Raw genomic sequence first — 17,287 nt, forward strand, 5'->3', positions numbered from 1 at the left:
AGCGCGATGATCAGGAAGCGGGGGCAGCCTGTTCCACTTTCAGCGAGACCAGGCCAATACCCAGTTTCTTCGGTACAAAACCGCCGCTGGCACCTTCTTGTGGCTCCGTGGGGGCCGGCGGCGTGATGCTGATGTTTCTGGCTCCGGCAGGGTTGTCGAAGCGCAGCGTCACGGTGGTGTCCTGTTCGCTGAGCGTCACAAACTGCTCCTGATTGCCGACGCGCACCGAGATAGGTTCGCCGACGTTTTTACCGTAGGCGCGGGCGCGCAGCACCAGATCGAATGCTGATGGCAGGGGATCGACGTAATCAATATTCACCGTCGGCGCCAGGTTGGCGTCTGACCAACGGCCCCAGTCTTCGACGCTGGAAACGCCGGTGATCGCTTTCACCTGTTCCGGCATGCCCGGCAGCATAAAGGCGATGGCGTCCGCGTGATATTTAACGGCGGCGTCGTCGACTTTCAGTTTATCGACGGCGCTTTGGTAGGCGGCGATGCTATCGTTTGGCGGACGCTCAAAGTCTATTTTGCCGCGATAGCTGCCCCCTTTGGCCTGCACGATGTGCGGTGGGGCGGCCAGGCTGCCCGACGCGACGCAGGTGTCGGTGCTCAACGCCAGTTCTGGCGACCACACCCGACCGATTTCATAACACTTGTCGACCCAGACGAATTTCTCGCCAGCGCCCAGCCCGGCAAGCTGTTTTTTCAGCGGCGTGGACAGGTAGACGTTAAATATCGGCTCAATTTTGTTGTCCGTCACCTTCAGAATAAACGGCACCTTAAAGGTGATGCCGGAGAAGGTAAAGCGGTTGCCCCGATCGTCGAGACTGTAGTTTGTGATGCTGTTCGGGAAGCCCCATTGCTTGACCACCGCCGGTTTCCAGGCGTTGATTTTTTCGTCGATATTCAAAAACAACGTCGCCAGCGTTGGGCTGGACAGGCTGCTGCGACCGAGGCCAATGTAGTTATCGCCACCCATCACGTCCAGCACGGTAGCGCCGTTGTCCAGGGTGCTGCGCTTCTCGTTATGCAGCGCGGTCTGCGGGCGGGTGCCGTCGATAATAAAGAACAGGTTGCGGCGTTTCTGCTTGGTCAGGATGTCATAGGCGGTATTGTTCATCGCCAGATGGTCCGAAGACACCACGATAACGGTATTTTTGAAGTACTCGGACGCCTTGATTTTGTCGATCAGCGCGGCGATATGCTGTTGGCTGCAGGCCACTGCGCTCAGTGACCGATTCTCTTTATTCTGCCAACGGAACGACTTTTTGCTGCAGCTGGCGGAGATAAAGCCGTCCGGGTGATGGGTGTCCACGGTCAAGGCGAACAGCGAGAACTTTTTGTTCTGCTTCGACAGCTCGACGAACTTGTCGAACACCACGTCCAGCACGGTATCGTCGTACCAGCCCCAGTCATTTTTGTAGCCCGGGTCGCTGACCTGTCCGCGTAATTCCTTAAAGCCGTAGGCATGGTCAAAACCGTGCGATTTCAGGAAGGTGTCCTTGCCGGCGAAGGCCAGCTCGGCGCCCTGATAAAAGTAGTTGTCGTACCCGGCGGATTTCAGCACGTCGCCCAGGCAGACGTTTTCCGGGTAAAAGGTGGATACCGCGCTGGAGGCGTTGCCGTCAAAGGGCGCAAACAGTGGGATACCGCACTGTGAAGACACCATGCCGGCGATGGTGTAACCGGTGCCGGGCAGCTGTTGGGTATTGCTGAAGTCGATGCTGTTTTCGCGGTGCTGGTTCAGTTCGTCGGTCAGGCCGGGGAAGGTTTGTTGGTCGAAGTAGGTTCTCTCCAGGCTTTCAGCATAGATATAGACCAGGTTCGGCGCTTTGCCCTGTACGGTTTTCTTCGGCGCTTTGTAATAGGTGTCAAAGTCGGCGGTATCGCCGCTAATCTGGCTCTTCACCAACAGCGAGATGTCCTGAAAGGCGGGAGTAGTGCCGACGGAAAACAGCGCCAGCAGCACGGCGAGCACGCTGTAAACCACGCTGCTGCTTTTCGCCTTGCGCCGTACCAGACTCCAGGTCAACAGGGTGAAGATCAGCGCCAGCACCGCCAGCAGGCCGACAAACGGCAGCAGGTATTTGCCGACGCCGGCGCCCTTCAGGCTGCTGGTGAGGGTGTAGATCACCGCATCGGTAATGCCGTCACCGGTAAAGTAGTTGCTGGCGATCAGCACCACGTTGAGGATCAGATAGCTGCCCAGCAGCGTCAACAGGGTGGCCAGCCACCAGCGGTTGGCGGCGGCACGGGTGCGGTAGATTAAAATTGAGGCTAAAAAAAGTGCAAACGAGATTAATGCTGAAACCATCCACCGTACCCTGTCTGATTAAAAAGGAAATCTTAACTGCCCTGGCAAACGCCGCCGACCCAAGCACGACGCGAAAGAGGAAGGGTATAGCGCATTGAAAGCGCCAGGGTCAATGCGTGTTTGCACTGCCCTGGCGTGGCAGAGTGCGATCGGTCGTTTTTGTGACAATAGTGTGACATGAATCACGCCAGCGAGGCGAAAAGCGGCTGAATGTTGCTCATCCGAGGTTTGGCTCTAGCCTTAACGGAGAGCGTTGACGAAACACCTACACCCTTTTTTCAGGAGAAAGCCATGCATAGCATTCCCGCCGTCGTACTCGATGATTTGGCCCCGCAGGGGATCCTGCGTGCGGCCATCAATCTGGGCAATCCGGTGTTGGCGCAGAGGGGGCCAGACGGAGAACCTCAGGGGGTATCCGTGACGCTGGCCGGCGCGCTGGCCCGCGAGTTGGGCGTGGCGCTGGAGTTGGTGACCTATGATGCCGCAGGCAAGGTTTTTGCCGCGTTGGAAACCGGAGACTGGAACATCGCCTTTATGGCCATCGAACCGGTGCGGGCGGCGCAGATCGCGTTCAGTGCGCCTTATGCGATCATTGAGGGGACCTACCTGGTGGCCCAGGCGTCTCCCTGGCAACAGGTTGCCGAACTTGACCGGCCCGAGGTGCGCATTGCCGTAGGCCAGGGAGCGGCTTACGACCTGTATCTGTCGCGAACCTTAAAGCAGGCGCAACTGGTGCGTGCCGATACCTCCGCCGACGCGATCGCCTTGTTCCTCGAACAGGGGTTGGATGCGGCTGCGGGCGTGCGTCAACCGTTGCTGGCTGCCGCAGCGCAAAACCCGGGGTATCGGGTGCTGGCCGGGCATTTCACTGCCATCCAGCAGGCCATGGCGGTTCCGCGACAAAAAGCGTCGGGGGCGGCCTATGTGCGTGATTTTGTGGAGCGGTGCAAGGCGAGTGGCCTGGTGCTGCAGGCTTTGCAGCGCAGCGGTCAGGGTGACGTTACCGTCGCGCCTTCTGCCTGAGGGGGAATGGCAGGGGCGCGGCATACTGCGCCCCTGATAAAGCGAATAACCTTTAATTCAGCTCCACCGCGTATTGCTCCACCGGCGTGATTTTTTTGATCAGCTTGTTGTCGAACAGGAATTGTTCGTAGGCTTGATAGCGCGCTTTATCCAGCTTCGCCGGATCGGTTGCGAAAAGCGGCAGGCTGGCTTGCCAGGCCTGTTTGTTCAGCTCGGTATTGAGTTCCGGATGGGCTTTGGCGAACGCCAGCCAGCTTTCCTTCGGATGGGCGTGCAGATAGTCGCTGCCTTTTTTCAGCGCCGCGAGGAATTTTTTGATTTTCGGCTCGGCCAGCGAATCGCGATTGGCGACGATAATCAGCTCGTCGTAGCTCGGCACACCGTAGTCTTCCACGTTAAATACCACCGGATCTTTGCCCTGCAGTTTCAGCTCCAGCGCTTCAATGTTGCGATAGCCGCCGATTACCGCATCGACCTGGCCCGCCAGCAGGGCGCTGGTCAGTTGGAAATTAACGTTAATCAGTTTGGTTTCATTGGGGTTGAGGTGTTCATGCTCAAGCATGGTCGCCAAGGTGGCTTGTTCGATGCCGCTGACCGAATAGCCGATTTTTTTACCCTTAAGTCCTGCTGGGGTGGTGATGCTTTTATCCAGCGTCATCACGGTATTGAGCGGTGAGTTAATCAGGGTGCCTACGCGCACCAGCGGCAGGCCCTGATCGGCAAAAAAGTGCAGCTGCGGCTGGTAGGTGATGGCCAAATCGGCCTGTTTTGCCGCCACCAGGCGCGGCGGCAGCGCCGGGTCGGAAGGGGGCACAATCTTGACGTCCAACCCTTCGGCCTTGAAGGCGCCGATCTGCTCGGCCACCATGATGGGCGCGTGGTCGGGGTTAATATACCAGTCGAGCACCAGCGTCAGTTTTTCCGCGGCATTGGCCTGGCTTGCCAGCGTGGCGCCGAGCAGCAGCCCGCAGACGGTATTTTTAAGCATGGTTGTTACCCTTGTTGTTGTGAGGCGATCAATCATTTTCCGGTGCCCAGTCGATCAGGCGCAGCAATAGCGCGTCTACCGTCACCCATAGCAAGACGGTCATCAGCACCAAAATAAACAGCGCGGCAAAGCAGATGTCGGTCTGCATGCGCGCGTTGGCGTTAAGCATGACGTAACCCAGGCCTTCCGCCGAGCCAACCCATTCGCCGATGATGGCGCCGATAGGGGCGACGGCGGCGGCCATCCGCAGCCCGGAACCGAAAGCCGGTAGCGCCGCCATCAGCCGTACGTGACGCAGTTGGGCCCAGGGAGAAGCACGTAGGGTACGGGCCAGATCGAGATAATCGTTATTGACCCGGCGTAGCCCATCGAAGAAGGCGGAAGTCACCGGGAAGAAAATCACCAGCACCGCCATCACCACTTTGGCGCTCATGCCAAAGCCGAACCACAGCACCAACAGCGGCGCCAGCGCAAACACCGGTATCGCCTGGCTGGTCAGCACCAACGGCATCAACCAGCGCTGCAGGCGCGGCGAAAAGATCATGCACAGCGCCAGCGTGGCACCGAGTAAAACCCCGGCCAGCAAACCGCAGGCGATCTCCGAGGCGGTGATCAGCGTGTGATAAGCGAGGTACGCCCGGTTGTCCCACAGCGCCTGTGCCACCGCCGAGGGGGAGGGCAACAGGAAGGCGGGGATATCGCCCAGCGTGGCCAGTGCCCACAGCAGCAACAGGCCGGCGAACACCGTCAGGCTGCGACGCATCCGCGACAGACGGCTTTCAGGGAGGGTTTTCATCCGGCGGCCCTCACCAGTTGCAGCAGCAACTCGCTCTGGCTTTTCAGCAACTGAGGATTGTCCGGTGCTCGCGGCGGTAAGCCCTCGATAACATGACTGTCGTCCAGCCCCGCCGGATAACGGGACAGCACCAGCAGGCGGTGGCTAAGGCGGCAGGCCTCCATGGGGTCGTGGGTGATCAGCAGCACGGTATGCTGCGCCAGCAGTTCGGCGGCCAGCTGCTGGATCATGGCGCGGGTGATGGTATCCAGCGCGGAGAAGGGTTCATCCATCAACACAATCGGCTGGCGCTCATACAGCGTGCGGGCAATAGCGGCACGTTGACGCATGCCACCGGACAGCGCGGCAGGCAAGCTGCGGCCATAGCCGGTCAAGCCCACGCGTTCCCGCAGATGTTCCGCCCAGGCGCGGTCGACCTTTTCGCCGCGCAGCCGCGCACCGAGGCTAATATTCTCGTCAATTGTCAGCCAGGGATAGAGCAGATCCTTTTGCCCCATATAAGCGATACGTCCGGCGATCGGTAGGCCATCGCTGCCGATAACCGTACCGGAGGTGGGTTTCGCCAGCCCGGCGATGATCTTCAGCAGGCTGGTTTTCCCCGCGCCGCTGGCACCGAGCAGGGCAACGAAGCTGCCGCCGGCGATATCGAAATTCAGACCATCGAAAATCACCTGCTGACCAAAGCGCAGGGTCAGATCCCGTACCTGAATACCGGGCCGGGCATTGCCGTGCTGCGTGTCGCCGAGGCTCATTGGGCATTCAACCCCATCTGCCAGAAGGCGGATTCCAGGCGGGTGGCGGTGGTGAAAATCGCCGACAGTTCGTTTAGACGGCTTGGGGCACCCCGCTGGAGGCCAACGTTTTCCAGCAGGTCGAGGGAGGCTTGTACGCCGCTCAGATAGGCGGGATCACCATAGTTGCGGATCCACGAGGCATAGGGATTGCCTTCCATCACGGTGTTGGGATCGTTGAGCAGGCGCAGGCCGATTTCGGCATAGCCGGCGACGCAGGGCATTAACGCTGCCAGCAGATCCAGAGCATCTCCGGCGTGGCCGATATCGAGCACATAGCGGGTGTAATTGAGGGTTTCCGGCGCTTCGGGTTCGGCGGCTATCTGCGGTTCGCTCAATCCCCAGTCGGCACAATAGGCCAGGTGCAGGGGCAGTTCGGCGACAATCGCATTGAGCGAAGCGGTAGCGGCACGCATTTCCGGCAGGGTGCGCAGTTTGCTGACCAGCAGGGCATAGGCGCGGGCAAAGTGGATCAGGAACAGATAATCCTGCGTCAGGTAGCGGCGAAAAGCGGGTTCCGGCAGCGTACCGGCGGCCAGTTGCTGAATAAAGGGGTGTGCCACATAGTCCTGCCAGTGACCGCCGGCCTGTTGGCGCAGCTTTCCGTAAAGACCGTTATCGAATAAGGGAGTAAACATGGGACCTCCAAAAGTGAGTGGAGATCCGGGCGCGCTGAGGTGAGGTATGAACAGGCAACCGCCGTGAGGGGATTGCCGACCGTCCCTTCGCTGGCATGACCCAGATCAGGTTCAAAGGGTTCGGCTTGCGCCATCTCAGCCCGTAACAGGACACCCCTCGGAGGAGCCTGTTATACGATATTTACTTTTTGATTACAATGCTCAGGCAGTGTGGCGTCGTGGCGTAAAAGGATCCGTTTAGTGCGATCGGCCACGATATTTCTGGCCGGAAGGGGGCGATTTTTGTCACTGTAATCCGGTCATTAATGAATCTAAGGATCACCCCATGAAGAAAATCGGCTTCCTTTCTTTCGGCCACTGGACGCCTTCGTCGCAGTCGGGCACCCGTTCGGCGGCAGATGCGCTGCTGCAATCCATTGATCTTGCCGTGGCGGCAGAAGAGCTGGGGGCGGATGGGGCTTATTTTCGCGTACACCACTTTGCCCGCCAGCTTGCCTCGCCATTCCCGCTGCTGGCAGCCATCGGCGCCAAAACCCAGCGTATTGAGATCGGCACCGGCGTGATCGACATGCGCTATGAAAATCCGCTTTATATGGTCGAAGATGCCTGCGCCGCCGACCTGATTTCCGGCGGGCGGCTGCAACTGGGCATCAGCCGCGGTTCTCCCGAACAGGTGATTGATGGCTGGCGTTATTTTGGTTATACGCCTGCCGAAGGCGAGACCGAAGCCGATATGGCGCGCCGCCATACCGACGTCCTGTTGGAAGCGCTGCGTGGCGAAGGCTTTGCTGAACCTAACCCGCAACCGATGTTCCCGAACCCGCCGGGCTTGCTGCGGGTAGAACCTTTCTCCGCCGGGCTGCGCGATCGCATCTGGTGGGGCGCCAGCTCAAACGCCACGGCGATCTGGGCGGCGAAGCTGGGCATGAATCTGCAAAGCTCAACGCTGAAAAACGACGAAACCGGCGAGCCCTTCCACGTGCAGCAGGCCAAGCAGATCCGCGCTTATCGCGATGCCTGGAAGGCCGCAGGTCATGCACGCCAGCCGCGGGTGTCGGTCAGCCGCAGCATCTTTGCGCTGATGAACCAGCAGGATCGCAGCTATTTCGGCAACAGCGGCCAGGACAGCGATCAGGTGGGGTATATCGATCAGCAGACTCGCGCGGTATTCGGCCGTAGCTATGCTGCCGAGCCGGAACTGCTGATCAAGCAGTTGGCGCAGGACGAAGCGATTGCCGAAGCCGATACCTTGCTGCTGACCGTGCCCAACCAGCTGGGCGTTGACTACAACGCCCACGTGATTGAGTCGATCCTGACCCATGTCGCCCCGGCGCTGGGCTGGCGCTGATGAGAGAAACGCTTCTCAAACCGGGAAGCGTTGTTGACTTATTTTGTCGATTTTGTATTTTAAGGCCATGCATACATTTCTGATTATCGTCCCGGAAGGGGGCATGCTGTTCGAATCGGCGGGGATCGCCGACATCCTGATGCAGGCCAACCGCTTGCGGCCCGATGACGCGCCGCTCTACCAGATGGCGATAGTCACCACGCAAACCCACCGGGTGGTGCATGGCTCGTCCGGTTTGAATCTGTTGGCCGATCATCGCCTGGCGGATCTCGACCCTGAGGTGGAACGCGATACCATTATCGTTACCGGCAAAGGGGCGACCGAGGAAGAAAGCGCCTTTGTGGTGGATTGGCTCCGCCGTGCGGCCCCCAAGGCGCGGCGCGTGGCCTCCGTTTGCGGTGGGGCGATGCTGCTGGCTGAGGCCGGTCTGCTGGACGGCCGCCGGGCGACCACCCATTGGCGGCTGCTGGAAACCTTGCAGGCCCGCTTCCCCAAAGTGAAGGTCGAAAATGGGCCGATTTACGTACAGGATGGTGCGGTCTGGACCTCTGGCGGCGTCAGCTCCGGGTTTGATCTCACACTGGCGCTGGTGGAGGACGATTACGGTTTCGTGCAGGCCCGCGAAGTGGCGCAGGATTTGGTGATGTTTTTGCGCCGCCCCGGCGGGCAGGCGCAGTTCAGCCGTTACCCACTGAATCAGGCCAAAACACCGGGCCCTATCCGCGATCTGCAGAGCTGGATCCTGGAGAATCTGGCCGAGGATCTTTCCGTTGAGAAACTGGCCGAACGGGTTGCCATGAGTCCGCGCAACTTTACGCGTGTGTTCACGCGCGAAACCGGCATTTCACCCGCCAAATTTGTCGAAGAAGGGCGCTTGTACATCGCCCGTCAGCGTCTGGAACAGAGCTCACAAGGCATTGAACAAATCGCCACCAGCAGCGGTTTCGGCAATGCGCTCAATCTGCGCCGCGTTTTCGAACGGCATCTGCAACTGACCCCAACCGAATACCGCGATCGCTTCCATTCACGCACTTTGGCGTAAATTGATCTACAAACGTCATTTACGACATGCTCCCTGCGGCTTAAATTTACACCAGAGCCAATAACGAAGGAGTAGATCATGGTCAAAGTAGGCATTAATGGATTCGGCAGAATCGGCAGGAATGTTTTGCGCGCTGCGTTAGGTCGCAGCGACTTTGAAGTTGTGGCGATCAATGATTTGACCGACAGCAAAACCCTGGCGCATCTGCTGAAATACGATTCGCTCTCGGGCCGGCTGGCGGCCAGCGTCGAGGCCGGTGAAAACCAGCTGCTGCTTGACGGCAGGCCGATTCATGTCTTCTCTGAAAGAGATCCGGGCGCCATTCCATGGAAAAGCGTGGGCGTTGACGTGGTGATCGAAGCGACCGGTTTTTTTGCCGACAAAGCCAAGGCGGAAGTGCACATCACCCGTGGTGGCGCCAAGCGAGTGATTATCTCTGCGCCGGCAAAAGACGACGACATTACGATAGTGATGGGCGTTAACCAGGATCAGTACGATCCGGCCAAGCATCGGGTGGTCAGCAACGGCAGTTGTACCACCAACGGTTTGGCGCCCGCCGCGCAGGTGCTGCATCAAGCCTTTGGTATTGAGTACGGCCTGATGAACACCACCCATGCCTACACCAACAGCCAGGCGCTGCACGATCAGCCGGAAAAAGATTTACGGGGCGCCCGCGCCGCCGCGGAGTCGATTGTGCCTTACTCCAGCGGCGCGGCCAAAGCGCTCGGCAAGGTGATCCCGAGCCTGGATGGCCGCCTGACCGGTTATTCGCTGCGGGTACCGGTGCCGGTGGTCTCTATCGTCGACCTGACGGTCACGCTGAAACGCGAAGTGACCAGCGAAGAAATCAACGCCGCTTTCCGCCAGGCTGCGGAGTCAGGGCCACTGAAGGGCATTCTCGGTTACAGCGATGAGCCTTTGGTGTCGAGCGATTATAAAGGCGACCCGCGTTCGTCGATTATTGATGGGCTTTCCACGCTGGTGATCGGCGGCAAGTTGGTCAAGGTGCTTGCCTGGTACGACAACGAGTGGGGGTTCTCTAACCGCCTGGTCGATCTGGCGGTGCTGATGGAAAAACGCGGGTTGTAAATGCCTCGCGGTCGAATATGTTCGTCCTTTCACTCAGGCAATAGCCCCCATCAGGGGGCTATTCAACGTCAATTCAGAGCTGTGCAATACGCATTAACTCTTCTTTCGCCCCAGGGGCCACCGCCAGCACCGGCCCGCCGCGCAGTAAACGTTCTCCTTCGGTATTGAACGGGTGGGTCCAGCCACCGGCTTCGTTCACCAGACAGTAACCTGCCAGACAGTCCCAGGCGTGCATGTAGGGTTCGTAATAGCCCACCAGCCGTCCTGCCGCCACCCAGGCCAACATCATGGCGCCGGAACCGTTGCGGAAGAAACTGCCGCCCACGGCGGTGATTGCGGCGGCAATTTCGCCGACGCGTTCCGGTTTAACATAGCTGTTGGCACCAAAACCGGTGACGTGGTTTTGCATGGTGCGCTTAGGATCCACCCGCAGTGGTTTGCCGTTAAGGGTAGCCCCCGCGCCGCGCGCGGCCTTAAAACACTCCTGCTGGCAGGGGGCAACAATTACGCCGATCACCGGCTCGCCTTGATGGATCACCGCCACGGACACGCACCAGTTCGGCATGCCGTTAACGAATGGGCTGGTACCGTCGATCGGATCCACCACCCAGGTGTAACCGGAATCGCCGGGTTGCAGGCCAAACTCTTCGCCCAGAAAACCGTCTTGCGGGAATTGGCGGGTGATGTGTTCACGGATCAGCAGTTCAACCTCGCGATCGGCAATCGAAACCACGTCTTGCGCATCGCGTTTGGTTTCAATCACCAGGCTCTCGCGGCGGTTAAAATAATCCAGCGCCTTGGCTCCGGCTTCGCGGGCCGCCTGTTCTGCCAGCGTCAGGCGCTGAGTAATCTGTTCGTTCATCTTCATTCCTTAACGTTGTTAGGATCACTGGGCAATCAGTGCCAGACCCTGAGTTTTGAAGTCAATGGCCACGCGGGTGGTCGGTGCCAATTGGCGTTCCATCTGCACATCGACAATAAACAGCGCGCCGAGATCGGTTTTTACTTCATATTCGATATGGTCCCCAAGCCAGGTGCTATGGGTGACTTCGCCGTTCAAGGCGCCGCTTTGCTCCGGCAGTAGGGTGATAAACTGCGGGCGTACCGACAGTTGCGCTGCGCCGGGACGCGCCTTACCACCCGGTACCCGGTACTGGCGGCTGCCGAGGGTGATCAGCGCTTCGCCGCCGACCACTTGTTGTATGTCACAGGGCAGGATATTGGCCTCGCCCATAAAGTCGGCGATAAACACCGACGCCGGCGAATGGTAAAGCTCCTGCGGCGCGCCCTGTTGGGCAATATGCCCTTCTTTCATGACGATAATCTTATCGGAGACCGCCAGGGCTTCTTCCTGATCGTGGGTCACATAGACCGCCGTGAAGCCGAGGCGCTGCTGCAAATCGCGGATCTCGGTGCGGACGCGGCGACGCAGCCGTTCGTCAAGGTTGGATAAGGGTTCGTCGAGCAGCAGCACCTGCGGTTCCAGCACCAGGGCACGCGCCACGGCGATGCGCTGTTGCTGGCCGCCGGAGAGCTCAGAGGGCAGGCGTTGGCCCATGCTTTCCAGACCGACCAATTTCAGCCCTTCACGTGCCCGATCCTGTGCCTCTTTGCGCGACAGGCCGCTGGCGAGCAGGCCGTACATCACGTTATCCAGAGAGTTCATGTGCGGGAACAGCGCGTAGGATTGAAACACCATCGCGACGTCGCGCTCGTTGGCGGGCAGATGCGTGACCTCCTTGCCGCCAATCAGAATACGGCCTGAGGTCGGGTGTTCCAGACCGGCCAGCAGGCGCAGGGTAGTGGTCTTGCCGCAGCCGGAAGGGCCAAGCAGCGTCACCAGCGTGCCGGGCTCGACGGTGAGTGAAAGCCCGGGCAAGGCGGTGAAATCGGCAAACTGTTTGGTGACGTTCTCAAACACCACCGAGCCGGAACGAATGGCAGTCATACGGCATTCTCCTGATGTAAGGCCGGTGGTGGCGTCACCGGCGGTGTGGTAATACGGATGGCACGGCGCAGGCGACGTTCGCCCACCAGCAGTTGGAAAGTGAGGATCACCGCCAGCATCACCACGATAAGCACGGAGGAGTAGGCGATGGCCACGCCGTATTCCCCGTTTTCGACCAGCCCGACGATGTAGGAGGTGGCCATGTTGTACTGGGCGCTGACCAGGAAAATCACCGCGCTGATGGAGGTGATCGCGCGCACAAAGGCGTAAACCAGTGCCGCGCTGATGGCCGGTTTCAACAGCGGCAGGATCACTTTGCGCAGGGTGCGGAAACTGCTGGCGCGCAGGGTCAGCGAGGCTTCATCCAGGCTGCGATCCAACTGACTCATGGCGGCGATCCCACCCCGAACGCCGACCGGCATATTGCGGAACACAAAGCAGGCGACCAGGATCAGGGCGGTGCCGGTGATTTCCAGCGGCGGCAGGTTGTAGGCCATGATGTAACTGACGCCGATCACCGTGCCGGGGATGGCAAAGCTGAGCATCAACATAAACTCGAAGGTCTGGCGGCCGGCAAACTTCTGCCGCACGATCAGCCAGGCGGTGAGCAAGCCGACGATGGCCGTGAGCGGGGCGGCGATCAGCGCGATTTCCAACGTGGTCCAGAACGAGTTCCAGGCGACGCCGGTCCAGACGATCTGGCCGCTGTTCCAGTGGAAACCGAAGGCGCGAGCGTAATGGCCCAGCGTCAGGCTGCTGTCGAGTCCCCATGACTGCACGAAGCCGCCGATCAGGATCATGCCGTAGATGACCAGCGTGAACAGGCCCCAGGGGATCACCAACGCGTACACGCCGTAGCGCAAGCCCCGCGGCAATCCACAGTGGGTGCCGGAATCCCCTTTGCCGGTAACGGTGGCGAAGCTTTTCCCTGCCAACCACAGGCGCTGCAAAATAAAGGCGCTGAGGGTAAAGCACAGCAGGATAATCGCCAGCACGGCGGCGCGGCTCGGATCGTTTTGCGCGCCGACCACCGAGAAGAAGATTTCGGTCGACAGCACGCCGTGGCTGCCGCCCAGCACCATCGGGTTACCGAAGTCCGCCATGCTTTCGATAAAGCTGATCAGGAAGGCGTTGGCCAATCCGGGCGCCATCAGCGGCAGGGAAACGTAGCGGAAAGTGCGCCAGCGGTTGGCGCGCAGCGTTTGCGAAGCTTCTTCCAGCGAGGGGCTGACGCCTTCCACCACGCCAATCAACACCAGAAAGGCAATCGGGGTAAAGGAGAGCACCTGAGCAATCCAGATACCGGTCAGGCCATAAAGCCAGCGGCCGGGTTCAATGCCGAACACCCCGGCGAGCAGCTCGGTCACCACCCCGGCACGGCCAAACAGCAGCATCAGCGCCAGGCCGATCACGAACGGCGGCGTAATGATCGGCAGCACCGTCAACATGCGCAGCCCTTTTTTGAACGGCAGCGGCGTACGAGTGGCGGCCAGGGCAAAAGCCAGGCCGAGCAGCGTGGATCCGCTGGCGGTCATCAGCGCCAGCGTCAGGGTGCGCCAGGCAGTACCGCAGCTGCCGCCCTTCAGGCAGCTCAGGCTCCAAATGGCCGGATCCTGCATATTGGCGATCAGGCCGTCGGGCTTGAACGATCCGTCCACGTCCTGCACCGAGGCGACAAACATGCTCAGCACCGGGTAAAGCACGAAAGTGGTGACTAGCGCGACCAGCAGCACAATGGCGGCGACCACAAAGGCATCGCCCTTCAGCACGCCGCGTTCGGCCAGCGCGAAAGAGAACAGCAGCAAAAATGTGGTGATCAGTAAAATAGCGCCGGCGCCAAAAGCGGGCTGGCCGTCGCTGAGTGCGCCGAACAGGTGTTCGCTCCACTGCCAGTTCCAGCCGCTGTAACCAATGGCATGGCCTTCAAACAGCAGAAAGACCACGCCGACCAGGCTGGCAGCGATCAGCAACTGCGAGCGAAAACGGCCAATTTTCAGCAGGCGAGCCAGTGCGCAAACCAGCAGCATCAGCAGGGCAATCGCCAGCCACGGGCGTTGAAACGTCAGTATTTGCCACAGTGCGGGTGCACTCGCCTGATCCTGCCACAGCGTAGTTAGCCAGCCAAAGTCGAAGAACCCGGCCTCCTGGCTGTACCAGGGCAGCAACAACAGTGCCAGTGCGCCCAGCACGAGGGCCCCGTCAAGGCGGCGGTTTTGAGCATTCATCTTAACCTCGAGAGTTCATATGTCCTTCACCGCGCCCTGCATGGGCGAGCGTGACCTCGCCCGGTTTATTACAGAGCGCATCGCATGCGGGAGGGAAGGGCTTGAATTACTGAGCGCTGGCGCCGATCTCTTTATCCCAACGGCTGAGCAGGGCCTTGCGTTTTTCTGTCGCACCGTAGGTTTTAAAGTCGTAGTCGATCAGCTTGATGTTTTCGAAGCGCGGTGCGTATTCGGAAATAGCCGCGTTGCGATTTGACGGCAACTGGAAGGATTTAGCGTCTTTCATGTGCGATTGGGCGTCAGCGCTGAGCGCCCAGTCGTACCACACCTTGGCTTCCTTGAGGTTGCGCGCGCCTTTCACGATCGACATGGAGCCAATTTCAAACCCGGTCCCTTCGCAAGGTGCAATCGCCTTGATCGGGAAGCCATCGACCTGCATCGCGACGGCATCGTGCATAAAGACGATGCCGACGGTGGTTTCGCCGCGTGCCGCCGCTTTCACCGGTGCCGAGCCGGATTTGGTGTACTGCGAGATGTTGGCGTTAAGCTTTTTCAGGTAATCGAAGGCCGGTTCTTCCCCCATGATTTGCACCAGCGTGGCGAGGGTGTTGTACGCGGTGCCGGAAGAGTTCGGGTTGGCCATTTGGATTTCGCCTTTGTAAGCCGGATCCAGCAGATCGCTCCAGCAGGCGGGCACCTTGAGTTTTTTCTCTGCCAGCAGTTTGGTGTTGTAGCCCCAGCCCAGAGCCCCGGCGTAGACGCCAACGGTACGGTAGCCGGCACTTTCGGCCTGTTTGCGCGCCCAGTCGTGCTGCTGATCCAGCAGCGGTGACTGGTAAGGCTGGGTTAACCCCTCGTCGGCGGCCTGCATATGCGGATCGCCGGTGCCAGCCCACCAAATATCGGTGCGCGGGTTGCGGGCTTCGGTACGAATACGTGCATAGGCTTCCCCGGCGGAGAGGCGCACCATACTGACTTTGATATCCGGGTGCTGTTTCTCAAACAGATTGGTCATTTGCTCACAGACCACCACGTCGGCGGAGCAGATCATATTCAGTTTCCCGGCAGCCTGAGCTGGCAGGGCAGAGAGTGCTGTGCCGGCGGCGAGGACCGCCATCAGAGTAACGCGTTGCATGGTGTTCTCCTTGGTTGTGTAGGGTGGCGATACGTTGTCGCCTATTCTTTTTGCACGTGTGTGCAAATAACTAGAGGATAAAAATTGCGCTGTCAATCGCGTGATGAAACAATTCAACCTACTCGTCACAAAAATGAAACAAATTGACCGCTAAAAATTTGCACAGCTTTGCAAAATGCGGCAAACTTTTCTCAGAGCGCGTAACGGATGGAAGTGAAGATGGCGATGGACAAGGCGATGATCAGTGCGAAAGACGTAGCGGAACTGGCCGGGGTCTCCCGTTCGGCGGTCTCGCGGACTTATACGCCCGGCGCTAGCGTGTCGGCGACAACCCGCGAAAGGGTAATGCGAGCGGCCGAAGAGCTGGGTTATCACGTTAACCATTTGGCACGGGGACTGGTGCGCAACCGCAGCGGCATTGTCTGCCTGATCGTTTCGGAGCTGGCGACGCCTTATCGGGCCAGCCTGGTGCGATTGCTGACCCAGCATCTGCAGGATGCGGGAAAAATCGCCATGTTGATTAACACCGATCGCTCCGATGACAGCGTGTCCCAGGCATTGCAGCAGGCGATTAACTTCCGCGCAGATGCTTCTTTTGTACTCTCCGGCATGCCGGACAGCGGCATCGCCCGCCTGTGCCACAAACACGGACAGCGGCTGGTGCTGATCAACCGTAACGATACCTTGCCCGGCTCGCTCAGCATCCGGCTGGATAACGAAGAGGCGGCTGGCAGGGTGGTGATGGCGTTTGCCCGTGCGGGCTGCCGACGCATTGCATTCGCCAACTCATTGGCCGGTACGCCAAGCCTGATGGCGCGTGAGCGCGGTTTTCTGCAGGCGGCGGAAGCTGCGGGGCTGGAGGTGAGCGTCGAGCGTTTTGGCACCACCTCTTATGAGAGCGGCCAGATCCTGGCGCACCGCTTGCTGACCCGGCGTGAACGCCCTGATGCGGTATTCTGCGTCACCGATTTGCTGGCCTGCGGTTTTATGGACGAGGCGCGCCATCGTTTTGGGCTACGCATTCCGCAAGATCTATGCGTCGCGGGCTACGACGATATTCCGCAGGCGGCGTGGTCCTCTTATAACCTCACCACCTTTACCCAGCCGGTGGCGTTATTTGCTCAGGATGCGGTTTCCTGGCTGATGGCGGAAGAGCAGAAGGAAGAGAATACGATGCCGACGCTGGGCCAGGAGATACCGGGTGAAACCCGGCTGTATCATGCCGATTTCGTCTGGCGCGGCACCATTCGCGGTGCCTGACACAAACCCGTTACCCATTCGGGCTTGTCATCTGCCGATCGTTCTACAATGTTCTCTGTATGCGAAGGGTAGCTAGAATGTGTTTGATCGAAGCGAGATTGTATTCAAAGGGCTCTGACAGTCTGCTCGGTGCCAGGAACGGAAGTTCTAGCGGTGTGATATGCTTTTGAATGGAGCAGACAATTTTGGCTTTAAACTATACAATTTATGAGAGGGCTAATCGAATTCTTCTAGTGGAAGAATGGAGCGACGAAGACTTTTGGCCCCCCGAAAATGACGATCATGATTGCACTTCATCCGTATCCACTACAGATGAGCCTGCTTATAAAGTCGACATTCAGCCAGGTATAAGTAGAGATGAAAAAGGGGATATTCACTTTTTATCGAAGAGAAAAGGCTTAAATGATTGGGTCTTTCATCAGTATGACGTAGATTTTCACCCTTCAATCCCTCACGGTCATTATAAAGGGAAAAATCAATCTAAATTAGACTCTTATTTAGGTTGGGTATATCAGGGTTCTAAACAAATTAGAAGGCTTAGTAGAGAGCGAGTAATTGATCTTTGGAATGATGATGAATTCCGGATGTTCGTCAGAGTTGCAATCGAGTGGTACATGGATGAATTCCCAGCTTACAATTGGCGGATAGAGTATCCATTAATGTTACCAAAATATAGAAAATAGTTAATAA

15 protein-coding genes and 1 riboswitch are annotated in these 17,287 nt (G+C 58.8%); of the genes, 6 read left to right on the forward strand and 9 right to left on the reverse strand.

The window, feature by feature from the left end:
- Window positions 1-10 precede the first annotated feature (10 nt).
- Window positions 11-2,314 carry a phosphatidylglycerol--membrane-oligosaccharide glycerophosphotransferase gene (opgB, locus tag AC1RKG_RS08845; protein ID WP_493182768.1) on the reverse strand — a complete coding sequence of 768 codons (2,304 nt, stop codon included), beginning with the start codon at window positions 2,312-2,314 and terminating at the stop codon, window positions 11-13.
- Window positions 2,315-2,605: 291 nt separating this feature from the next.
- Between opgB and AC1RKG_RS08850 the strand changes: the two genes are divergently transcribed.
- A complete protein-coding gene (locus AC1RKG_RS08850; RefSeq protein WP_260628040.1) occupies window positions 2,606-3,337 on the forward strand; it encodes an ABC transporter substrate-binding protein in 732 nt (243 codons plus the stop codon).
- Window positions 3,338-3,389: 52 nt separating this feature from the next.
- Here the strand turns inward: AC1RKG_RS08850 and AC1RKG_RS08855 are convergent, their stop codons facing one another.
- The 4 genes from AC1RKG_RS08855 to AC1RKG_RS08870 are packed head-to-tail and all read right to left on the reverse strand — an operon-like array spanning window position 3,390 to window position 6,550.
- Window positions 3,390-4,325 (reverse strand): ABC transporter substrate-binding protein, encoded by a 936-nt coding sequence (locus AC1RKG_RS08855; protein ID WP_493182770.1) that lies wholly within the window; start codon window positions 4,323-4,325, stop codon window positions 3,390-3,392.
- 28 nt (window positions 4,326-4,353) lie between these two features.
- Entirely contained in the window at window positions 4,354-5,121 is a 768-nt protein-coding gene (locus AC1RKG_RS08860) for an ABC transporter permease (RefSeq protein WP_129983864.1), read from the reverse strand.
- Window positions 5,118-5,873 carry an ABC transporter ATP-binding protein gene (locus AC1RKG_RS08865; RefSeq protein WP_187961635.1) on the reverse strand — a complete coding sequence of 252 codons (756 nt, stop codon included), beginning with the start codon at window positions 5,871-5,873 and terminating at the stop codon, window positions 5,118-5,120. Before AC1RKG_RS08865 ends, AC1RKG_RS08860 begins: the two co-directional genes overlap by 4 nt.
- Window positions 5,870-6,550, reverse strand: coding sequence for a TenA family protein (locus AC1RKG_RS08870; RefSeq protein WP_020827664.1), 681 nt, complete (start codon window positions 6,548-6,550; stop codon window positions 5,870-5,872). The genes AC1RKG_RS08865 and AC1RKG_RS08870 overlap by 4 nt, the downstream gene beginning before the upstream one ends.
- Window positions 6,551-6,615: 65 nt before the next feature.
- Window positions 6,616-6,718, reverse strand: a riboswitch (TPP riboswitch).
- Window positions 6,719-6,875: 157 nt separating this feature from the next.
- Here AC1RKG_RS08870 and AC1RKG_RS08875 point away from each other — a divergent pair.
- From AC1RKG_RS08875 to gap, 3 genes are all read left to right on the forward strand, one after another.
- On the forward strand, window positions 6,876-7,898 hold the full coding sequence (locus AC1RKG_RS08875; RefSeq protein ID WP_046373166.1) for an LLM class flavin-dependent oxidoreductase: 1,023 nt from the start codon (window positions 6,876-6,878) through the stop codon (window positions 7,896-7,898).
- Window positions 7,899-7,965: 67 nt separating this feature from the next.
- A complete protein-coding gene (locus AC1RKG_RS08880; protein WP_041415496.1) occupies window positions 7,966-8,940 on the forward strand; it encodes a GlxA family transcriptional regulator in 975 nt (324 codons plus the stop codon).
- 78 nt (window positions 8,941-9,018) lie between these two features.
- Window positions 9,019-10,029, forward strand: coding sequence for a type I glyceraldehyde-3-phosphate dehydrogenase (gap, locus tag AC1RKG_RS08885; protein ID WP_044552338.1), 1,011 nt, complete (start codon window positions 9,019-9,021; stop codon window positions 10,027-10,029).
- A gap of 73 nt (window positions 10,030-10,102) precedes the next feature.
- Here the strand turns inward: gap and AC1RKG_RS08890 are convergent, their stop codons facing one another.
- From AC1RKG_RS08890 to AC1RKG_RS08905, 4 genes are all read right to left on the reverse strand, one after another.
- The gene (locus AC1RKG_RS08890; RefSeq protein ID WP_065424731.1) at window positions 10,103-10,891 is read right to left on the reverse strand and encodes an inositol monophosphatase family protein; all 789 of its coding nucleotides are present in this window, start codon (window positions 10,889-10,891) and stop codon (window positions 10,103-10,105) included.
- A gap of 24 nt (window positions 10,892-10,915) precedes the next feature.
- On the reverse strand, window positions 10,916-11,977 hold the full coding sequence (locus AC1RKG_RS08895) for an ABC transporter ATP-binding protein (protein ID WP_122079807.1): 1,062 nt from the start codon (window positions 11,975-11,977) through the stop codon (window positions 10,916-10,918).
- On the reverse strand, window positions 11,974-14,202 hold the full coding sequence (locus tag AC1RKG_RS08900) for an ABC transporter permease (RefSeq protein ID WP_020827658.1): 2,229 nt from the start codon (window positions 14,200-14,202) through the stop codon (window positions 11,974-11,976). The genes AC1RKG_RS08895 and AC1RKG_RS08900 overlap by 4 nt, the downstream gene beginning before the upstream one ends.
- 106 nt (window positions 14,203-14,308) lie before the next feature.
- Window positions 14,309-15,337, reverse strand: a complete 1,029-nt coding sequence (locus tag AC1RKG_RS08905) for an ABC transporter substrate-binding protein (protein WP_413510051.1) — start codon at window positions 15,335-15,337, stop codon at window positions 14,309-14,311.
- Between the two features lie 207 nt (window positions 15,338-15,544).
- Between AC1RKG_RS08905 and AC1RKG_RS08910 the strand changes: the two genes are divergently transcribed.
- Together AC1RKG_RS08910 and AC1RKG_RS08915 are read left to right on the forward strand one after the other, a co-directional pair.
- Window positions 15,545-16,597 (forward strand): LacI family DNA-binding transcriptional regulator, encoded by a 1,053-nt coding sequence (locus tag AC1RKG_RS08910; RefSeq protein WP_081667707.1) that lies wholly within the window; start codon window positions 15,545-15,547, stop codon window positions 16,595-16,597.
- 170 nt (window positions 16,598-16,767) lie between these two features.
- Entirely contained in the window at window positions 16,768-17,280 is a 513-nt protein-coding gene (locus tag AC1RKG_RS08915; protein ID WP_493182773.1) for a hypothetical protein, read from the forward strand.
- Window positions 17,281-17,287: the final 7 nt, after the last annotated feature.

The organism is Serratia sp. GW822-FHT06D09 (genome assembly GCF_058799515.1).

Excerpts from the sequence above, each read along its gene's own strand:
- opgB (WP_493182768.1), bottom strand. The coding sequence starts at position 2,314 with ATGGTTTCAGCATTAATCTCGTTTGCACTTTTTTTAGCCTCAATTTTA.
- AC1RKG_RS08850 (WP_260628040.1), top strand. The coding sequence starts at position 2,606 with ATGCATAGCATTCCCGCCGTCGTACTCGATGATTTGGCCCCGCAGGGG.
- AC1RKG_RS08855 (WP_493182770.1), bottom strand. The coding sequence starts at position 4,325 with ATGCTTAAAAATACCGTCTGCGGGCTGCTGCTCGGCGCCACGCTGGCA.
- AC1RKG_RS08860 (WP_129983864.1), bottom strand. The coding sequence starts at position 5,121 with ATGAAAACCCTCCCTGAAAGCCGTCTGTCGCGGATGCGTCGCAGCCTG.
- AC1RKG_RS08865 (WP_187961635.1), bottom strand. The coding sequence starts at position 5,873 with ATGAGCCTCGGCGACACGCAGCACGGCAATGCCCGGCCCGGTATTCAG.
- AC1RKG_RS08870 (WP_020827664.1), bottom strand. The coding sequence starts at position 6,550 with ATGTTTACTCCCTTATTCGATAACGGTCTTTACGGAAAGCTGCGCCAA.
- AC1RKG_RS08875 (WP_046373166.1), top strand. The coding sequence starts at position 6,876 with ATGAAGAAAATCGGCTTCCTTTCTTTCGGCCACTGGACGCCTTCGTCG.
- AC1RKG_RS08880 (WP_041415496.1), top strand. The coding sequence starts at position 7,966 with ATGCATACATTTCTGATTATCGTCCCGGAAGGGGGCATGCTGTTCGAA.
- gap (WP_044552338.1), top strand. The coding sequence starts at position 9,019 with ATGGTCAAAGTAGGCATTAATGGATTCGGCAGAATCGGCAGGAATGTT.
- AC1RKG_RS08890 (WP_065424731.1), bottom strand. The coding sequence starts at position 10,891 with ATGAACGAACAGATTACTCAGCGCCTGACGCTGGCAGAACAGGCGGCC.
- AC1RKG_RS08895 (WP_122079807.1), bottom strand. The coding sequence starts at position 11,977 with ATGACTGCCATTCGTTCCGGCTCGGTGGTGTTTGAGAACGTCACCAAA.
- AC1RKG_RS08900 (WP_020827658.1), bottom strand. The coding sequence starts at position 14,202 with ATGAATGCTCAAAACCGCCGCCTTGACGGGGCCCTCGTGCTGGGCGCA.
- AC1RKG_RS08905 (WP_413510051.1), bottom strand. The coding sequence starts at position 15,337 with ATGCAACGCGTTACTCTGATGGCGGTCCTCGCCGCCGGCACAGCACTC.
- AC1RKG_RS08910 (WP_081667707.1), top strand. The coding sequence starts at position 15,545 with ATGGAAGTGAAGATGGCGATGGACAAGGCGATGATCAGTGCGAAAGAC.
- AC1RKG_RS08915 (WP_493182773.1), top strand. The coding sequence starts at position 16,768 with ATGGAGCAGACAATTTTGGCTTTAAACTATACAATTTATGAGAGGGCT.